19 protein-coding genes are annotated in these 15395 nt (G+C 43.8%); 15 read left to right on the forward strand and 4 right to left on the reverse strand.

What is annotated here, in order from left to right; genetic code table 11:
• The first annotated feature begins 205 nt into the window (after positions 1-205).
• From P8O70_13100 to P8O70_13150, 11 genes are all read left to right on the forward strand, one after another.
• Positions 206-694, forward strand: coding sequence for a flagellar basal body-associated FliL family protein (locus tag P8O70_13100; GenBank protein ID MDG2197796.1), 489 nt, complete (start codon positions 206-208; stop codon positions 692-694).
• Positions 695-716: 22 nt separating this feature from the next.
• Positions 717-1169 carry a flagellar basal body-associated FliL family protein gene (locus tag P8O70_13105; GenBank protein ID MDG2197797.1) on the forward strand — a complete coding sequence of 151 codons (453 nt, stop codon included), beginning with the start codon at positions 717-719 and terminating at the stop codon, positions 1167-1169.
• Positions 1170-1224: 55 nt separating this feature from the next.
• Positions 1225-1641 carry a flagellar motor switch protein FliN gene (fliN, locus tag P8O70_13110; GenBank protein ID MDG2197798.1) on the forward strand — a complete coding sequence of 139 codons (417 nt, stop codon included), beginning with the start codon at positions 1225-1227 and terminating at the stop codon, positions 1639-1641.
• Positions 1577-2914, forward strand: a complete 1338-nt coding sequence (locus P8O70_13115; GenBank protein ID MDG2197799.1) for a flagellar biosynthetic protein FliO — start codon at positions 1577-1579, stop codon at positions 2912-2914. Before fliN ends, P8O70_13115 begins: the two co-directional genes overlap by 65 nt.
• A 45-nt stretch (positions 2915-2959) precedes the next feature.
• On the forward strand, positions 2960-3691 hold the full coding sequence (gene fliP, locus P8O70_13120) for a flagellar type III secretion system pore protein FliP (protein ID MDG2197800.1): 732 nt from the start codon (positions 2960-2962) through the stop codon (positions 3689-3691).
• 9 nt (positions 3692-3700) lie between these two features.
• Positions 3701-3973: a flagellar biosynthesis protein FliQ gene (gene fliQ, locus P8O70_13125; GenBank protein MDG2197801.1), complete on the forward strand. Its 273-nt coding sequence runs from the start codon at positions 3701-3703 to the stop codon at positions 3971-3973.
• Complete coding sequence (locus tag P8O70_13130) at positions 3963-5189, forward strand: 50S ribosome-binding GTPase (protein ID MDG2197802.1); 1227 nt, start codon at positions 3963-3965, stop codon at positions 5187-5189. Before fliQ ends, P8O70_13130 begins: the two co-directional genes overlap by 11 nt.
• An 88-nt stretch (positions 5190-5277) precedes the next feature.
• Positions 5278-6450: a cystathionine beta-lyase gene (gene metC / locus P8O70_13135; protein MDG2197803.1), complete on the forward strand. Its 1173-nt coding sequence runs from the start codon at positions 5278-5280 to the stop codon at positions 6448-6450.
• Positions 6451-6481: 31 nt separating this feature from the next.
• Positions 6482-6877 (forward strand): FliM/FliN family flagellar motor switch protein, encoded by a 396-nt coding sequence (locus P8O70_13140; protein MDG2197804.1) that lies wholly within the window; start codon positions 6482-6484, stop codon positions 6875-6877.
• Positions 6878-6951: 74 nt separating this feature from the next.
• Entirely contained in the window at positions 6952-7737 is a 786-nt protein-coding gene (gene gloB / locus P8O70_13145) for a hydroxyacylglutathione hydrolase (GenBank protein ID MDG2197805.1), read from the forward strand.
• A gap of 19 nt (positions 7738-7756) precedes the next feature.
• Positions 7757-8974 (forward strand): anhydro-N-acetylmuramic acid kinase, encoded by a 1218-nt coding sequence (locus tag P8O70_13150; protein MDG2197806.1) that lies wholly within the window; start codon positions 7757-7759, stop codon positions 8972-8974.
• On the opposite strand, the gene tsaB is transcribed toward P8O70_13150, so the two are convergent.
• The gene (gene tsaB, locus P8O70_13155; protein ID MDG2197807.1) at positions 8963-9628 is read right to left on the reverse strand and encodes a tRNA (adenosine(37)-N6)-threonylcarbamoyltransferase complex dimerization subunit type 1 TsaB; all 666 of its coding nucleotides are present in this window, start codon (positions 9626-9628) and stop codon (positions 8963-8965) included. The two genes, P8O70_13150 and tsaB, sit on opposite strands and share 12 nt — an antisense overlap.
• Positions 9625-10083 (reverse strand): tRNA (adenosine(37)-N6)-threonylcarbamoyltransferase complex ATPase subunit type 1 TsaE, encoded by a 459-nt coding sequence (tsaE, locus tag P8O70_13160; protein ID MDG2197808.1) that lies wholly within the window; start codon positions 10081-10083, stop codon positions 9625-9627. Before tsaE ends, tsaB begins: the two co-directional genes overlap by 4 nt.
• Before the next feature lie 12 nt (positions 10084-10095).
• Here tsaE and P8O70_13165 point away from each other — a divergent pair, with 12 nt between their 5' ends.
• Positions 10096-10740: a hypothetical protein gene (locus P8O70_13165; GenBank protein MDG2197809.1), complete on the forward strand. Its 645-nt coding sequence runs from the start codon at positions 10096-10098 to the stop codon at positions 10738-10740.
• On the opposite strand, the gene P8O70_13170 is transcribed toward P8O70_13165, so the two are convergent.
• Entirely contained in the window at positions 10718-11272 is a 555-nt protein-coding gene (locus P8O70_13170) for a YqgE/AlgH family protein (protein MDG2197810.1), read from the reverse strand. The genes P8O70_13165 and P8O70_13170 overlap by 23 nt on opposite strands.
• 99 nt (positions 11273-11371) lie before the next feature.
• On the opposite strand from P8O70_13170, the gene P8O70_13175 reads away from it, so the two are divergent.
• Genes P8O70_13175 through P8O70_13185 form a run of 3 tightly spaced genes read left to right on the forward strand, consistent with a single transcriptional unit; the run spans position 11372 to position 14165 of the window.
• Entirely contained in the window at positions 11372-12367 is a 996-nt protein-coding gene (locus tag P8O70_13175; protein ID MDG2197811.1) for a hypothetical protein, read from the forward strand.
• A 30-nt stretch (positions 12368-12397) separates the two neighbouring features.
• Positions 12398-13741, forward strand: a complete 1344-nt coding sequence (ppnN, locus tag P8O70_13180; protein ID MDG2197812.1) for a nucleotide 5'-monophosphate nucleosidase PpnN — start codon at positions 12398-12400, stop codon at positions 13739-13741.
• A gap of 28 nt (positions 13742-13769) precedes the next feature.
• A complete protein-coding gene (locus P8O70_13185; GenBank protein ID MDG2197813.1) occupies positions 13770-14165 on the forward strand; it encodes a gamma-glutamylcyclotransferase in 396 nt (131 codons plus the stop codon).
• A gap of 19 nt (positions 14166-14184) precedes the next feature.
• Here P8O70_13185 and P8O70_13190 read toward each other — a convergent pair whose 3' ends face one another.
• Complete coding sequence (locus P8O70_13190) at positions 14185-15087, reverse strand: IS982 family transposase (protein MDG2197814.1); 903 nt, start codon at positions 15085-15087, stop codon at positions 14185-14187.
• Between the last annotated feature and the right edge of the window lie 308 nt (positions 15088-15395).

Here is a 15395-nt window from a genome sequence, read left to right on the forward strand (position 1 = left end):
CTTTGTATTATCAAGGGGCACCTAAATTCTGGATTGTAGCTGCAAAATAAATCCCTTAATATTTTTTCTAAGGAAGTTCATGAGCCGCCGCGATGTATACTCCGTTTACTGGCAGACTGCATGCACCTTGCATTTGCGGAAAAAATCCAATTTTTTCGCAGATTTCTCTGCAATTGCGCACTAATCACTCTGCAGGAGCTAGGACATGGCTGAAGAAGGCGGCGGCAAGAAAAAATTAGTTCTGATCATTGTAGCAGTCGTTCTGCTGATTGTGATTGGTGCTGCAGCCTTTTTCCTGCTATCTGGTGGGGAAGAGGAAGAGGGAGAAATCCCTGAAGAAGAGTTACCAGTAACAGAGTCAGTCGAACCCCTAGCAGTTCCACTCTTTCTACCCTTGGAAAGTTACGTTGTGAATCTGAAGGATGGAAGACGCTACTTGAAAGCAACAATCCAGTTAATGATGAGTGATCCTGCTGCAATGGCTTATCTCCAAGGAAGGATGGTAGAAGTTAAGGATGCTGTACTTTCAGAAATGCAGACACTATCTGCAGAAGACGTAGCACAATCTGAGGCCAGAGAGTCGCTGAAGTTGAGGTTAATCAATGTGATTAGTGGCCTATTCCCATCTAAACCTGATTGGGAGGATCCTGAGCCGATCCGCAAGGTGCTCTTTGAGGAGTTTGTCATTCAGTGATCCATGAAGACTCTGAGCGCTAATGAGATTTCTTCGCCTTTCCTTGCTGCCTTTCATCTTGTTGGCAACCATCGCCTTATTTCCAAGCGGCTGCCAAAGTGAAGATGAGACGGAAGCACCCCAGAAGGTTTTGAGAGAGGGACCTCCCCCCCTTCAAGATCCGGCTTATATGAGTCTTGGTACATTTGTCGTTAACATGCCTGATGGCAAATACTATCTTAAAACGACGATGTCCCTTGCGTTCACAGATTCCGGTCCAATGGAGTGGATGACTGCTCGCACACCGCTGGTGAAAGACATGATCATTCGTCACTTGCAAAGTATCTCCGTTGAGCAATTAGAAGACTTAAGGTATCGACAGATATTAAAAAATGATCTTATGATTAGACTCAACTCTCTCTTTCCGAATGAACCCCCTTGGGAAGATTTAGACCCCGTGAAAAGAATTTTGTTCACAGAATTCTACAAACAATAATTTTTTAAATTATGTAGATTAAAGATGCACCAAGGGAGCATCTTAAAAAGGATTCATGGCGAGTGATTTTGAAAACCTAGATGATTTAGATTGGGCAGACGTCGAAGGTGAGTTAGAAGCCAATCGTGACGCAATTTTGGCGGAGGTGCAAAACATAGAGGCACCTTCCGACTCTGACAGTCCTGCTCCAGCAGGTCCCGGACATATAGCTTCGGAATTAGACATTGACTTCCTTCTGGATGTGCAACTGAACATTCAGGTTGAAGTTGGTCGTTCCCAAATTCGAATCGAGGATCTCCTGGAGTTAGATCAAGGCTCAATTGTAGAACTGCAAAGTGCTATTGGGGAACCACTTGATATCCGAGTGAATGAAAAACTTGTTGCTCGTGGGGAAATTGTCGTAATAAATGACAAGTTTGCTGTCCGAATTACTGACATTATTAGCCCGGATGATCGTTTTGCCGCACTCTGATAAAAGAATTACGAATCGTTTCCGAACCTGGTCTATCTTATTCGGAACACTTCTTTCCGTTCTGGCTATCCTTCCCAAACTTCAAGCAGCCCCCTACACCCTGCAAGAAATCAAACTGGCTTCCCTTTATCAAGCAGAACAAATCAGTCTTCAATTTGATGGGGCCTATCCAGACGAGCCAATTGTGAATTTTGAACCAGGAGCCCTTTCAGTTCGCTTGGTGGGAACCAAGATGGCTGGTGGGTTAGTTACAGAGTTGAACCCACCTAACGAATCGCTGATTCGAAATGTATTAGTCTCACAACCAGCGATGGCAGAATTTGTCCAAGTAGATATTTTATTCAATAGTACGCGGATGGCTTTGGGAAATCCTGAGGTCTGGCGTGAAGGACACCGGATGTTTCTGGATTTGCAGTTTCTAAATTTAGTAGATATTCAGACAAATGCGCGTGCACCATCGATAACCCTGACAGATGAAGTCGTTGAAAGAGTTCGTCAGGCTGACCCATTCCCATCGACCTTCAGCAGAGCAACTCCGGACCCTCCTGCCGAAGAAATGGTGGAGTTGGATAAAATTCCTGTACAGGTCGCAGCCGAAATGGAATTAGGTTCTGCGATTCCGGATCAGGATTGGTCTTCAACCTTGATTGGCTTATTGATAGCGCTGTTCTTGATTTTGGCTCTCATTTATGGGCTGGCTTGGGCCTATGGAAAATTTCTATCAGGAAAATTTCCGATGTTGGAAAATCAAGTCAACACCCGGCAAGTTTCTGTTTTCCACTTGGGCCCAAAGCAAAAAGTAATCGTACTTGAGATTAGGAAACAACTGTTCGCTTGTGGAGTCACACCCCAAAGTATTAACTTCCTTGCGAAACTAGACAATGAGCGCGACCAAACTTATCTAAATGCTCTTGATCTCGATGGAGGTCAGGTAAACATTGATCATGCGCGATTGGACTTTTTGAAGACTTTAGAGAAAGCTCGCCAGCGTGCAAATGCAAATGAAGTAGAACAGGTCATTCAAGAGACTGGAGAAAAATTCGCCCAAGATTGGGGAACGAAGACGGAAGTAACCAAAACCAAAGATATTCCTGAAAGTGAAGCAAAGGTAAAGGTAGTCGAGTGGACCAATCCACGAGTCGTTCGTTCGAATGTTTATGCACCCATTGACGCCGGTTTTCCGGTGAGAACAGTCGACCTAGAGGGTTCAACCATGGAGGGGTTTGCAGGGAAATTAACCTCTAGGCTGAAGACTCTGAAACCAATTCGATAATTCCTCATTTTGACACCATTGAAGCGAAACTTCTGGTGGGCCTGCATTCTGATTCCTTTTCTTTTATTCGAAATTGGAACCTTACAAGCGCAGTCGCCTATCCCCGGAATCAGCATAAGTGTTGATCAAGCAGATACTCCCTCGCAGGTAGCCACGACACTGCAGATCGTATTTCTGCTTACTCTGCTGACATTAGCTCCAGCATTGTTGATCATGACAACTTCTTTCACTCGGTTTGTCATAGTCTTCTCTTTTCTAAGACAAGCGCTAGGAACTCCTCAGACTCCATCAAACCAAATTGTTGTTGGGCTAGCTCTCTTCCTAACAATTTTTGTTATGATGCCCGTCTATCAGGATATTAATGAGAATGCACTCCAACCTTACTTGGACAATCGAATTACTCAGGAAATCTTTCTTGAAAGGACATCGATTCCGGTAAAACGCTTCATGCAGCAGTACACTCGTGAGAAAGATCTCGCTCTCTTCATGAAAATCTCAAATCTTCCCAGACCTCGAACAATTGATGATGTTCCAGTTTGGGTCGTCATTCCTGCATTTGTATTGAGTGAATTGAAGACTGCATTTCAGATTGGATTTGTGATTTACATACCCTTTTTGGTGATTGACATGGTGGTTGCCTCGGTCTTGATGGCCATGGGTATGATGATGTTGCCACCAATCATGATATCATTGCCGTTCAAATTGATGTTGTTTGTTTTGGTCGATGGATGGCATCTGCTAGTTGGTTCTATGGTCAAAAGCTTTGTTCCCATTTAGGTATTTCTGATGACAGAAGCAGTTGTTGTTTCCCTGATGAACGAAGCAATGCGAATGACGGCCTTGCTTTCCGCACCTTTGTTGCTGGGCGCTCTGGTAGTAGGTTTGATCATTTCCATCTTCCAGGCTGTTACGCAAATTCAGGAGCAAACACTGGCTATCATTCCAAAGATGGCAGCCATTCTATTGATCTTCGCCCTGCTGTTTCCTTGGATGCTTTCTCAAGCAACAGCGTATATGAACGCACTTTTTTCAAACTTTCCTACCTTCCTTGGCCTCTAAGGACAATTCCACCTCTTCGCTACGGCAAGCCCGTAACTGGATCAGGAATAAAATTCTTTTTCCAACAGTAGATGATGAGAGTTATCGAAAAAGTCTAAAAGACATTCGAGAGAGACTACCAGTTCCCGTCATCTGGCTCTTGGGCAAGACCCAATCTGGTAAAACATCTATCATTCAAGCTTTGACAGGTCACCCTCGGGCAGAGATAGGAAACGGTTTTCAACCATGTACAAGGACCTCTTCACTGTTTTCATTTCCAAGTGAACAAACCCCCATTGTCCATTTCCTTGACACCCGTGGCTTGGGTGAAATAGGGTATGATCCTAAGGAAGATCTACAATTGTTCCTCCGAGGATCACACCTTTTAATTGTGGTAGTAAAGGTGATGGACCATGCATTGGAACCCTTAAAAAATGCTCTGAAGATCATTTGTCAACAGAGACCTAATTGGCCGGTGTTGGTAGTCCAAACAAATCTGCACGAAGGCTATCCTGATCCGAGAACAGAGCACATCATTCCATATCCCTATGAAAATCAGGAAGCCATTGGTTCTGTTCCTCAAAACCTAATGAGAGCCCTGAAATTTCAGCAACAAGAATTGTCTGAGTGGACAAGTGAATTCGTAGCTGTAGATTTGACTCAGCCAAACGACGGGTACATTGATTCTAATTATGGGTTGGACGCACTTTGGCAAAAGATTGAAATGCTGCTACCAACTAGCTTGCACGCACTGATTCAAGGTACACCCTCCCTACATCGGACTTTCCAAGATGTACATAGCCAATCTGCACATCCGCAAATCATTGCTCATTCTTTGTTGGCTGGAGGTGTTGAACTACTTCCAATTCCACTGGTAAGCTTACCAATGGTAGCTTCGGTCCAGGCAAGAATGTTCCAAGCTTTAGCTTCAATTTATCGACAAGAAGTGAGCTGGCGAAGTTTTGTTGATTTCTTGAGTGCCATTGGACTTGGCATGATGCTACATATTGGAGGGAGGGAACTCATAAAATTCATCCCAGTGTATGGAACCATTGTCAGTTCCCTGTACACAGCAGCCGCTACATATGCTTTAGGTAAGACAATGTGCTTATACCTTCATCACCAGCGACTTGGGAGTTTACCCAAAGTAGATGAGTTACGTGAAATCTACGAATCACAATTCAAAGAAGGACGAGAAATATTAGAAAAATTTATCTCTGAAAAGAAAAAAGGTTGAATCCCAAAAAGTCGTGTGGCTCCAATGAGCCGACTGTGATAGATTAACTTTTTGAAAATCATCTTCCTTTTAGAATATTCAAAAAAATATGCATGACGATACACGAGTCGTTCACTCAGGTAGGCATCCAAAATATTTCCATGGAGCAGTAAATCCACCGGTTTATCATGTCTCTACCATTCTCTCTGAGACGTTAGAAGAACTTGAAGAACGTGGACGGACCACAGAGGTTGCGCGGCACACTTCCTATGGACGAAAAGGCAATCCCACATCATGGGCTTTGGAGGATGCTATCGCTGAGTTGGAGGGGGGCTTTGCATGTCTGACCTTTCCCTCTGGTATCGCAGCCGTTGGCAATGCACTTCTGGCCTTTCTGAAAGCAGGTGATCATTTGCTAATGGTGGACAGTGTATATGGACCCACCAGAGATTTCTGTAACAAATATTTGGGGCGTTTTGGAGTCGAAACAACATTCTATGATCCTTGCATTAGAAGCGAAATCAGAGAGTTGATTCGACCGAACACAAAACTACTTTTCCTGGAATCACCTGGTTCCCAAACTTTTGAAGTCCAAGATGTCCCAACCCTGGGTACGATTGCTCACGCAAACGATCTCATAGTGATGATGGACAACACTTGGGGAACCCCTCTTTTTTTCAAGGCCTTTCAACATGGCATAGACGTTTCCATCCAAGCTGGAACCAAGTATATTGTTGGACACTCAGATGTAAGTCTTGGAACGGTAACCACAACCCGTGAATTTTGGCCAATCCTGAAGGACGCAGCTTGGCAACTCGGGCAATGCAGTGGCCCTGATGATCTTTATCTGGCCCAACGTGGATTGAGAACCATGTCGGTGCGGTTAAACAGGCATCAACAAAGCGCAATGGAGATTGCGGGATGGCTGCAGAAAGAGCCTGAGATCAAGCGGGTGCTATACCCTGCGCTCCCAAGTGACCCAGGGTACTCTATTTGGCAAAGAGATTTTTTAGGTGCAACTGGTTTATTTGGGGTAGAATTATACCCTTGTGACCCCAAGGGAATCGAACAGATGCTTAATGGTATGGAGCTTTTTGGGATGGGATATTCATGGGGCGGTTTTGAGAGCTTAATCCTCCCTACCAACCCAAAAACAATGAGAACAGCGTCACCTTGGCGCTTTGAAGGGCCGCTTTTGCGGCTTCACATCGGGCTGGAAGCCCTTGATGATTTGCGTTCAGATTTGGAAGCCGGTCTCAAAAGATTTAGAGAGGCTTCCTAAGACGACGCAAACCCTCACATTGGAGTGAAAGATGCGTTACCTTGATTATGCTGATCTAGCAAATCCTCGAAAAGAGGATTCTCACCACACCTATGACTTCCTCAAAGACGTCCCCGTAATTGTCAGTGCCGAAGTTGCCCGAAAAAATATGACGATTCGAGAAATCCTCAGTTTACGCAAAGGGTCTACAATCGGGTTCGATAAGCTATTAGGAGAACCCATTGACATGGTAGTTGTGGACAAAAACCCAGCTCGACAAAGAGTCACTGCTCGTGGAGAAATTGTAGTCCTCAATGAACGCTACGGATTTAGAGTTACCTCTGTAGAAAGTACTCAAGAGAAAAAATCCACTGAGATCGTGCATCTTGATGCCGAGATGAATGATGAACCGGGGGGTTCCCACTTTCCTCTGGGCTTTCATAGATGAAAGGAGAACATTCCTAGTGGAATCAATGCCTTTTATTTACATGACAAATTTAATGTGTTTGCCAGGAATTCGAAATGAATGCAGCTCCTGAAGTAACTCCAATTCCGTGCTTGAAAGACAACTACGCTTATCTACTCCGCTGTCCATCCACAGGACAAACTGGCGTCGTAGATCCTTCGGTAGCCCAACCTGTACTAAAGGTATTGAGAGATAAAGGATGGGGTTTGGATTACATTTTTAATACTCATCATCACTGGGATCATGTCGGGGGAAATGAGGAGTTGAAACAACAATTTCCAAGTGTTCGTATTTTTGGTCATCAATCTGATGAGGGACGTATTCCAGGACTAACGGATGGGGTACAGGATGGTCAAGTAATCGGATTCGGAGCCTTGAATGGAGTTGTAATTCACAATCCTGGACATACTACAGGTGCAATAACTTATGTTTGGGGAGATGCTGCCTTCACGGGAGACACCCTTTTCGCTGCGGGATGTGGTAGGGTCTTTGAAGGATCACCCCAAGATATGTATTCCTCACTACATCAAAAGATCGGTTCACTTCCACCAGAAACTCGACTCTATTTTGGGCATGAATATACCGAAAAAAACTTGGAGTTTTGCTTAGACGTGGAGCCAAACAACCACAAAACTCATTTGCTTTTAAAGGAGGTACGCAAGATACGATCTGAAGGGAAATTCACAACCCCTTCAACAATTTCTCAAGAATTTGCCACGAACCCGTTTATGAGAACTCAGGAGTTAGAAATTCAAAAAAGAGTTCGAAAATTAGAACCAGATGCTGATTTAAATCCAGTATCTGTTTTTCGAGTGCTTAGAGAGTATAAGAATCGTTTCTAATTTTTTGGTAATTCTCTGAATGAATCCTTGGCAGCACCTTGAGAAAGTCCGCCAAAAATCTTCTAGATTATGGCTAGGACTGATGTCAGGCACTTCTCTGGATGGATTGGACATTGCCCTTGTAGCAATAGCAGGATCGGGTTCATCAACAAAAATCTCCTTAGAAGCCTTTGCTTCGCCTCCCTACTCCGCAGAGTGGCAACATTGCCTCCAACATTGTACCAATCCGATGGAGGTCAGTGCCATTGAACTTGGGCAACTTCATGTCGGTCTAGGGTCTCACTGGGCTGAAATAGTTCTCCAGCAACTCCATGAATGGCATATTGACCTGCAATCCATTGACGCTCTGGCTAGCCATGGTCAAACTGTTCTACACTTGCCTCCTGAGTCTTCACTAAGGGCGTATCTGCCAAAAAGTTTTCCCAACCAATTTTCCGCCACGTGGCAATTAGGTGATGCCGACCAATTGGCTCAAAGCATAGGTCTGCCTGTAGTTTCAGATTTCCGCATGAAAGATTTGGCTGGTGGTGGTACAGGGGCCCCTCTTTTGCCATATCTTGATTTCCTTCTTTTCAATAAAATAGGGGTTGAAAGGATCCTTCACAATCTTGGAGGAATCAGTAATCTGACATTCTTACCAGGTTCAGATAACTCTGAAGAAGTCTTAGCATTTGATACAGGTCCTGCAAATCTTCTCTTGAACATCGGAATGCAGCACTCAGGCACAGGTGAGCTATATGATAAAGACGGTCAGACGGCCGCAAAGGGGAAAGCGAACAATATATTACTGAATCAATGGTTGAAGCACCCCTACTTAGATTTTAAACCGCCAAAATCAACTGGCCGAGAAGAATTTGGTTCTGAATTGATGAGAACCTGGTTGAATGAGGCAAAGTCAGCGGGGCTTTCTCTTCCAGATTTGATGGCCACACTCACTGCTTTTACGGCAGAATCCATCAATCGAGCTTATAGAGATCATTTACCAAGCTTGCCCATAGAATCTTTTTTGAGCGGAGGTGGCTCATTCAATAAGGCACTTAGGAAGCAGATTGAGAGAAGATTGCCTGAGATTCATTTTCGAGATTTTTCTGAACTGGGCCAACCTGCAGAGGCAAGAGAGGCAATTGGTTTTTCAGTGCTGGGGAATCAGTTTCTAATGGGAGAGTCAACTACTTTTCCTAGTATCACGGGAAACCAATCATCCGTGATACTGGGTAAACTATCACTACCTAATTGAACTCTTCGTTTGCACATCCTTCTTTAGATAAAGTGGCTGAACTTGTTCAATTGGTAATTCCTTGACTTGCCCAAGATGGGCAGCTTTATAAATCATCCAGGCATCTGGAACTGGATACTCAAGAATAACTTTTTTTAGCTTAGCCAATTCCGAATCCTTTCTTTGCCCCAATTGTAACAAGTGAACCGGATTTTCTAAAACAGCATCAGGAAGATCTTTAAATTCGGAGAGTTCAATGTCAGAAGTCATTTCTGGAAAGCCGTTTTCATTAAATTGAAACCAAGCCCAGAAAACTTCTTGCCTGGTACAATTCAGCATTACGGGGAAAGGTTCCAATTGAGGTGAAACTTGAAAAGCCAGAACGTCCAAACTGGTTACGCAACGAATCGGCAGCTTAAGTACTTGGGCAATTGTGCGGATGACACTAAGAGCGATTCTAACACCTGTATAAGAACCCGGTCCACGATTCACGATCAACTCATCAACATCATCTGGATCCCAATTCAAATTTTTCAGCAACTCCTGCAATTGTGTGAGTACGATTTGAGCGTTGCGGCGCCTGCAATGAGTGTAAAGCAATGCTCTAGGCTCGTGCTCTTCTACTAAACCCAGGCTAAGATTTTCAAAGAGGGTATCCAACACGAGGGATTTCAACTCATCAACCTTTCGTATAAAGAATCATGGCTACTCATGATGAGTTCTCTACTACCATCTGAAACATAATTGATTTTGATATTGAGCAATCCCTGATTTTCAATTAAGGGCCTCAGCAGTTTTGGCCACTCTACCAAAGTGATACCATCCACAGCGATTAAATCTTCAAAATCAAAGTCTTCCAGTTCATTTTGATCCTCTAGACGATACAAGTCCAAATGATGGATGACTCCCGAATTGTAAGAGTACATATTCACCATGGTATAGGTGGGAGAAGTTACCAAATTTATTGGCACCCCCAGGCTTGCGCATATATTTTTGCAGAGAGTTGTTTTGCCTGAACCTAAATCTCCTTCCATCATTATTATACATCCAGGTTCCAATATTTTTGAAAGTTTTGCTCCAGCAGTTGCCGTTGCCTTTAAATCAGGTAAAAACCATTTGATCGTGATCATGAGCAAAATTAGATGAAATCTGTGACTCTTGAATTTAAGGAAGTCTCTTATAGAGCAAAAGATGAAGAATCAGATCTAACTGAGGTCAGCTTTTCTCTCCGAAGAGGGCAACGGACAAGCTTACAATGTGTCCGTCCTGAGCAGTCTGAAACCATTTGGCGATTATTGCAAACCAATCTAAGGCCCCATAAGGGGGATATAGATGCCCCTGTTCGAGATCAATGCTATAGTAACCGACTTCTAGAAACAGCTTTAGATCCGCAAAAAACAGTTTTAGAAAATCTGGCCTCACCTCGATTTGAGATGCGCCCTTGGGTAGCAGGCAAACCTCGGACATGGCAACAACTTGCAGATATGCTGGAGGTTTCTAACAGCACCCTGCGAAGATCATTAGATTCAGTTGAGGCCAGCAGCCGGCAAAGAGTAATTTGGCTATTTTTGTGGTGCTTGGACGTAGAGCTCTTGATCTTGGAATCGGTTCTGGAGGATCTTGATCAATCCTTGAAAAAACTAGTTTTTGATTGGTGGGAGGACTCTAAAGGTACAATTCTGTACTTGGGAGAGCCTGCAGAGGATTTTTCTTTTCAGTACCACTTTGCTATCAATGCTGACGGACATCTGATTGATCAGAATATCAAACATGACCACTTTTGGTGAACAAAGCTGTACATGTTGAAATACCTAGGTTATCAAGGATGCATTCCCAACGATGGTCGTATTCCATATCCATAATTAGGGCTTCATCCAACGGAGCAAGCCACCAAGATTCTTCTTGAATTTCTCGATCAAGCTGAAAAGCTCCCCAGCCTGAATAGCCAACACCAAGATGGTAAGTTTGTGGTCCACTACCACCAAGAATCGCCATGAGGATATCTTCTCCAGCACTCAGAGCTATTCTGGATGAAATTTCTGTGCTTGATTCACAAAGGTAATCTGACGTGTGCACTGCCCAGAATGATTCTGGTTGCACTGGACCACCAATTAACAAGGGCACTTCCAGATCGTTATGGTTTTGGAACTCCTCTTTCAGAATTTCTGTGACTTTTAGATCTGAAGGATGGTTCATCACTAGGCCAAAAGCACCTTCCTCATTGTAGTTGCAAAGTAAAATTGCTGTCTTGGAAAAATAAGAATCTTCTAAATTAGGTAGAGCCACCAAAATTCCAGGGGCCAATTCTGACTGCTTCATGGGATTATTTGTGCAAGGGTTCCAAAGTTTTCCAATTGGTAATGAAGGATTCATAATTTTTTGAAGGTCCCCAGAGCCTTTTTGTGATGTAAGAGAAAGATGGCGGATCTAGACTCCCATAAACTAGCGATAAACTACTTACGGCAAATTCGATACCAAAAACAAAAAAATGTGGCCTGTCAATCTATTCAAGATCAATGGCAGCAGATCCTGGCAGCTGGTGGACAACAAAATCTGATCGGTTTAGCTAAACTGCGACATAAGTGGAATACTGGTCTTGATCCCTTCCTTGCTAATCACACCTATCCTAGAAACATCTCATCAATTTATGATTATTCCCTGCAAGAGCTAGAATTTAAGGATTTCACGAATAATGATCTTCAAAAGGCTTATCAAAAACTACCTAACAACAGCTTTCGAAAAAAGTTGGATTTGGTTGCTGCAGTTAGAAAGCAATTACGCCGGAACTTTGAGGAAGACGAACTCGAATTTTTGGAAGAAAGCATTCAGTCAAAATGGGTTGGTAGGTGTTTAAACCTAATCGTTTATGACGCCTCACTTCAACAAGCTTTTCGACTAGAACAGGAAACATACATCAAATTATTTCAGCGGCTTCTTCCGAAATGGGATTTGGTAGAGATTCGTTGTCAAATCAGTGATCCCCAGTCATTCAGGAGGGATGAAGAAAATTTAAAACAATTAAAGGAGAACTGGAGTTCCCTTGAAAGCAATTTTTCACAAATTTTCTCTCCTGGGTTTATCCATCGACCAGAAAAAAATTGGGCCATTCTCTTCTGTTACGGTAGTCAGGAAGCACCGGCTGATTGGGAGCAGGTAAAGGATGAACTATGGTTAGAATTACAGCAAAAATTCCCAGCCATCTTGGTTTCATTGACAACAATCGGATTGCTTAGGCAAAAGCCCTCGAAAAACCTGTTGGCACTGAAAGAATCTCTTGGCCAATTCGATGAGTTGATAAAAGTGAAATTATCACCACAACTATCAAAATCTATGAGTACCCAAGAATGTAACTCCTCTGCGATATCGATCCTTCAAAAACTTCATCAAAAATCACTTCTCAAAGTTTCTGAATAATCCCCCCACTCATAAATGATCAATAGCAAAATGGACGCAACTATAACACTCGGACGAGGCCCCGAGTTTCTTTCTAAACAGGAAATCAACCTTTTAACCGATCAAAGTGAAACCGGCCTACATCACCGATTCCGGAACTGTGCGCTTGCTGTTCTGAACTGTGGTGGACCCACTGCAGACACCCTCGAGTTGCAAAAGCGCTATAAAGATTTTCAGATTGAAATCAAGCAAGCAGCTCGCGGCAATCTTCTAGTTCTTCAAAATGCTCCTGAGACTGCTTTTGTCGATGGAAATATCATATCCGGGCTCCAAGAAATGCTATTCGCTGTCTTGCGAGACACTGTTTACCCGTATTTGTTTGGCCCATCTGAGACTTCTGAACAGATTACCAATCTGGTGTTTCGAATGTTACGAAACGCTGAAATTTTTGATTCTAACGCCGAATCTAATCTAGTCGTTTGTTGGGGAGGGCACCGTATTAACAGAAATGAATACCAATATACCAAGGAGGTAGGCCATCAACTAGGGTTGCGGAATCTTGATATTTGCACTGGCTGTGGGGCAGGAGCCATGAAAGGCCCTATGAAAGGGGCCACGATAGGTCATGCTAAACAACGTAGGCGCGGAGGGAGGTATATCGGAATCAGTGAACATCAGATTATTGCAGCTGAATCTCCAAATCCGATTGTTAATGATTTATTAATTATGCCAGATATTGAAAAGCGCTTGGAAGCCTTCGTAAGACTTGGCCATGGCATCATAGTTTTTCCAGGAGGTGCTGGTACTGCTGAAGAAATACTTTATTTACTGGGTATTTTACTTCATCCAGACAATGAAGATCTTCCTCTCCCACTAATTTTTACAGGTCCAGAGAGTTGCCGGCCTTATTTTGAACAAGTCGACCGATTTATTGCTACTACACTTGGCCCAGATGCCTGCCGAAAATATAAACTCATCATTAACAACCCGATTATGGTTGCTCAAGAAATGAAACTGGGGTTGCAGGCAGTACAAAAATTTCGAGAGTCATCTCAAATTCCACAATATTTTAATTGGGGGCTCCACATTCAGGAAGAATTTCAACATGCTTTTGAGCCAACGCATGAAAACATGAAAAAATTGGAGATTCACCAAGACCAACCCCGCCATCTCCTTGCGGCTAACCTGCGAAAAGCTTTTTCAGGGATCGTGTGTGGTAATGTGAAAGAATCAGGGCGTATAGCGATTGCGCAGGAAGGACCTTATGAGATTTATGGTGATCTAGAAATCATGCACCACTTGGATGAACTTCTGGAAGTATTTCAAAATCAGGGTCGTATGAGGCCTCTCGAATCACAAGGGCCAGCGACCTACAGGGTGGTGAGGAAAGAATAATTTATTTGTTTGTAAATTGATTGATCAAATGGCTGATTCCTTAAAAGAACTTTTATCCCAAAGATCCCCTGACAATGACATTTGGCTTTTTGCATACGGGTCTTTGATGTGGCATCCAGAAATTTCATTTGATTTGTCGATTCGTGCCACAATCTATGGTTATCAGAGAAACTTTTGTTTATGGAGTACTGAGCATCGGGGTACAGATGAACTGCCAGGTTTGGTTCTTGGATTGGAGCCTGGCGCATTCTGTGTTGGCAGGGCGTTCAGAATACCTTTAGTGGACCACGAACCCCAATTGGCAAGGATCTGGGCCAGAGAAATGGTTACTGGTGCGTATCATCCTAAGTGGGTTCAATTGAGGACTTCATCAGGCACAATTGAAGCCATCGCATTTTTAGTCGAGTTGGAGCACCCTAGATAACGTGAGTTTTGTATAAGCCCTAGGCGCACACGAGTTGCTTATGGGCGTTGAGAATTTCCTGCTCCTCTGCAGTCCATGAGAGTGCCGGGCGTTTTTCCTGCCAAGTGAAGGCGACCAACCCAGCGATCAGGTGGACGAATGCGTTGATGAAGCTTCGGTGTCTGGAGTGCTCAATCTGGCAGACGTTTTTGAGTTGGTCATTGACGGTTTCAATCAAGGCCCTCTTCCTGAGAAGGATTTTGTCGATCAGATTCAACAGCTTGGGTTTCATGTTCTTGCGTAGCTTGGTGATGAGTTCTACGCCTTGCTGCTGGCGGGTGTGGCGTAGCGCTTGGGAAATATAGCCTCGATCCCCAAAGAGCTTGCCAAAGAGTCCCTTGGCCATCTCGGGCACGAGCGAACGGTCATCCACATTTCCCGGTGTGAGGCGAACCCCCAGCAGTTCACTGCGATCATTGATGATCAGGTGAAGCTTAAAGCCAAAGAACCAACCCGTTGAGCTTTTTCCTCTTTGGGGCAAGCCCTGGAAGACCTTGTGGGATTGAATGCGGGCATTGTGACACACCTTGAGTGGAGTGGAGTCGACAAAGCTGATCCCACTCACTTCACCACGGCGACTTCCCAGGTAGTGAACCAAGGGCCAAAGGACCCGAGGAAGAAGCTGAACCACACGAGTGTAGCTGGGGGCATCGGGGAACTCGCGATACCAGCGCCCCAAGACCTGCTCCGTATAGTAGCCCTTGAAGTTGCGGTAGCCTTGAGATTGATGGAACATGACGAGAATGGTCATGAGCTCACTCGGGCTTAGGCTTGTGCAACGTTGGCGAAGATGACGAGGCCCAAGAAGCAGATCGTGTGGCGTTTCCAAACTGAAATTGCAGTAGAAATCGTCAAGATCGCAGTAGACGGTCGTCAAATCCATGGGAGCCTCCTTGGTTGGGGATGATGTCTGGGAATATCAATCCTCAGAGTATCAGGAGGCTCCCTCTTATCCAAAACTCACGTTAAGGATGAATTTTCTCGAGAAATAGAAAACGATATTTCCAAAAATTTGAAGTTTACTTATAAAATGCTGGTAAAATAAATCTTTCTAAAAGAAGAGATATGGATAATCAATTTTGAGGACTCTCAATATTCAGAGCTGCTTCACAAAGTGGATTAGATTCAAGTATTTGAAGCAAATTCCTTGAAATGAAATGGCAATTTGGTTGAAGACCTTGGAGCAGATGT

The sequence above is a fragment of the SAR324 cluster bacterium genome, from assembly GCA_029245725.1.
Taxonomy (GTDB): domain Bacteria; phylum SAR324; class SAR324; order SAR324; family NAC60-12; genus JCVI-SCAAA005.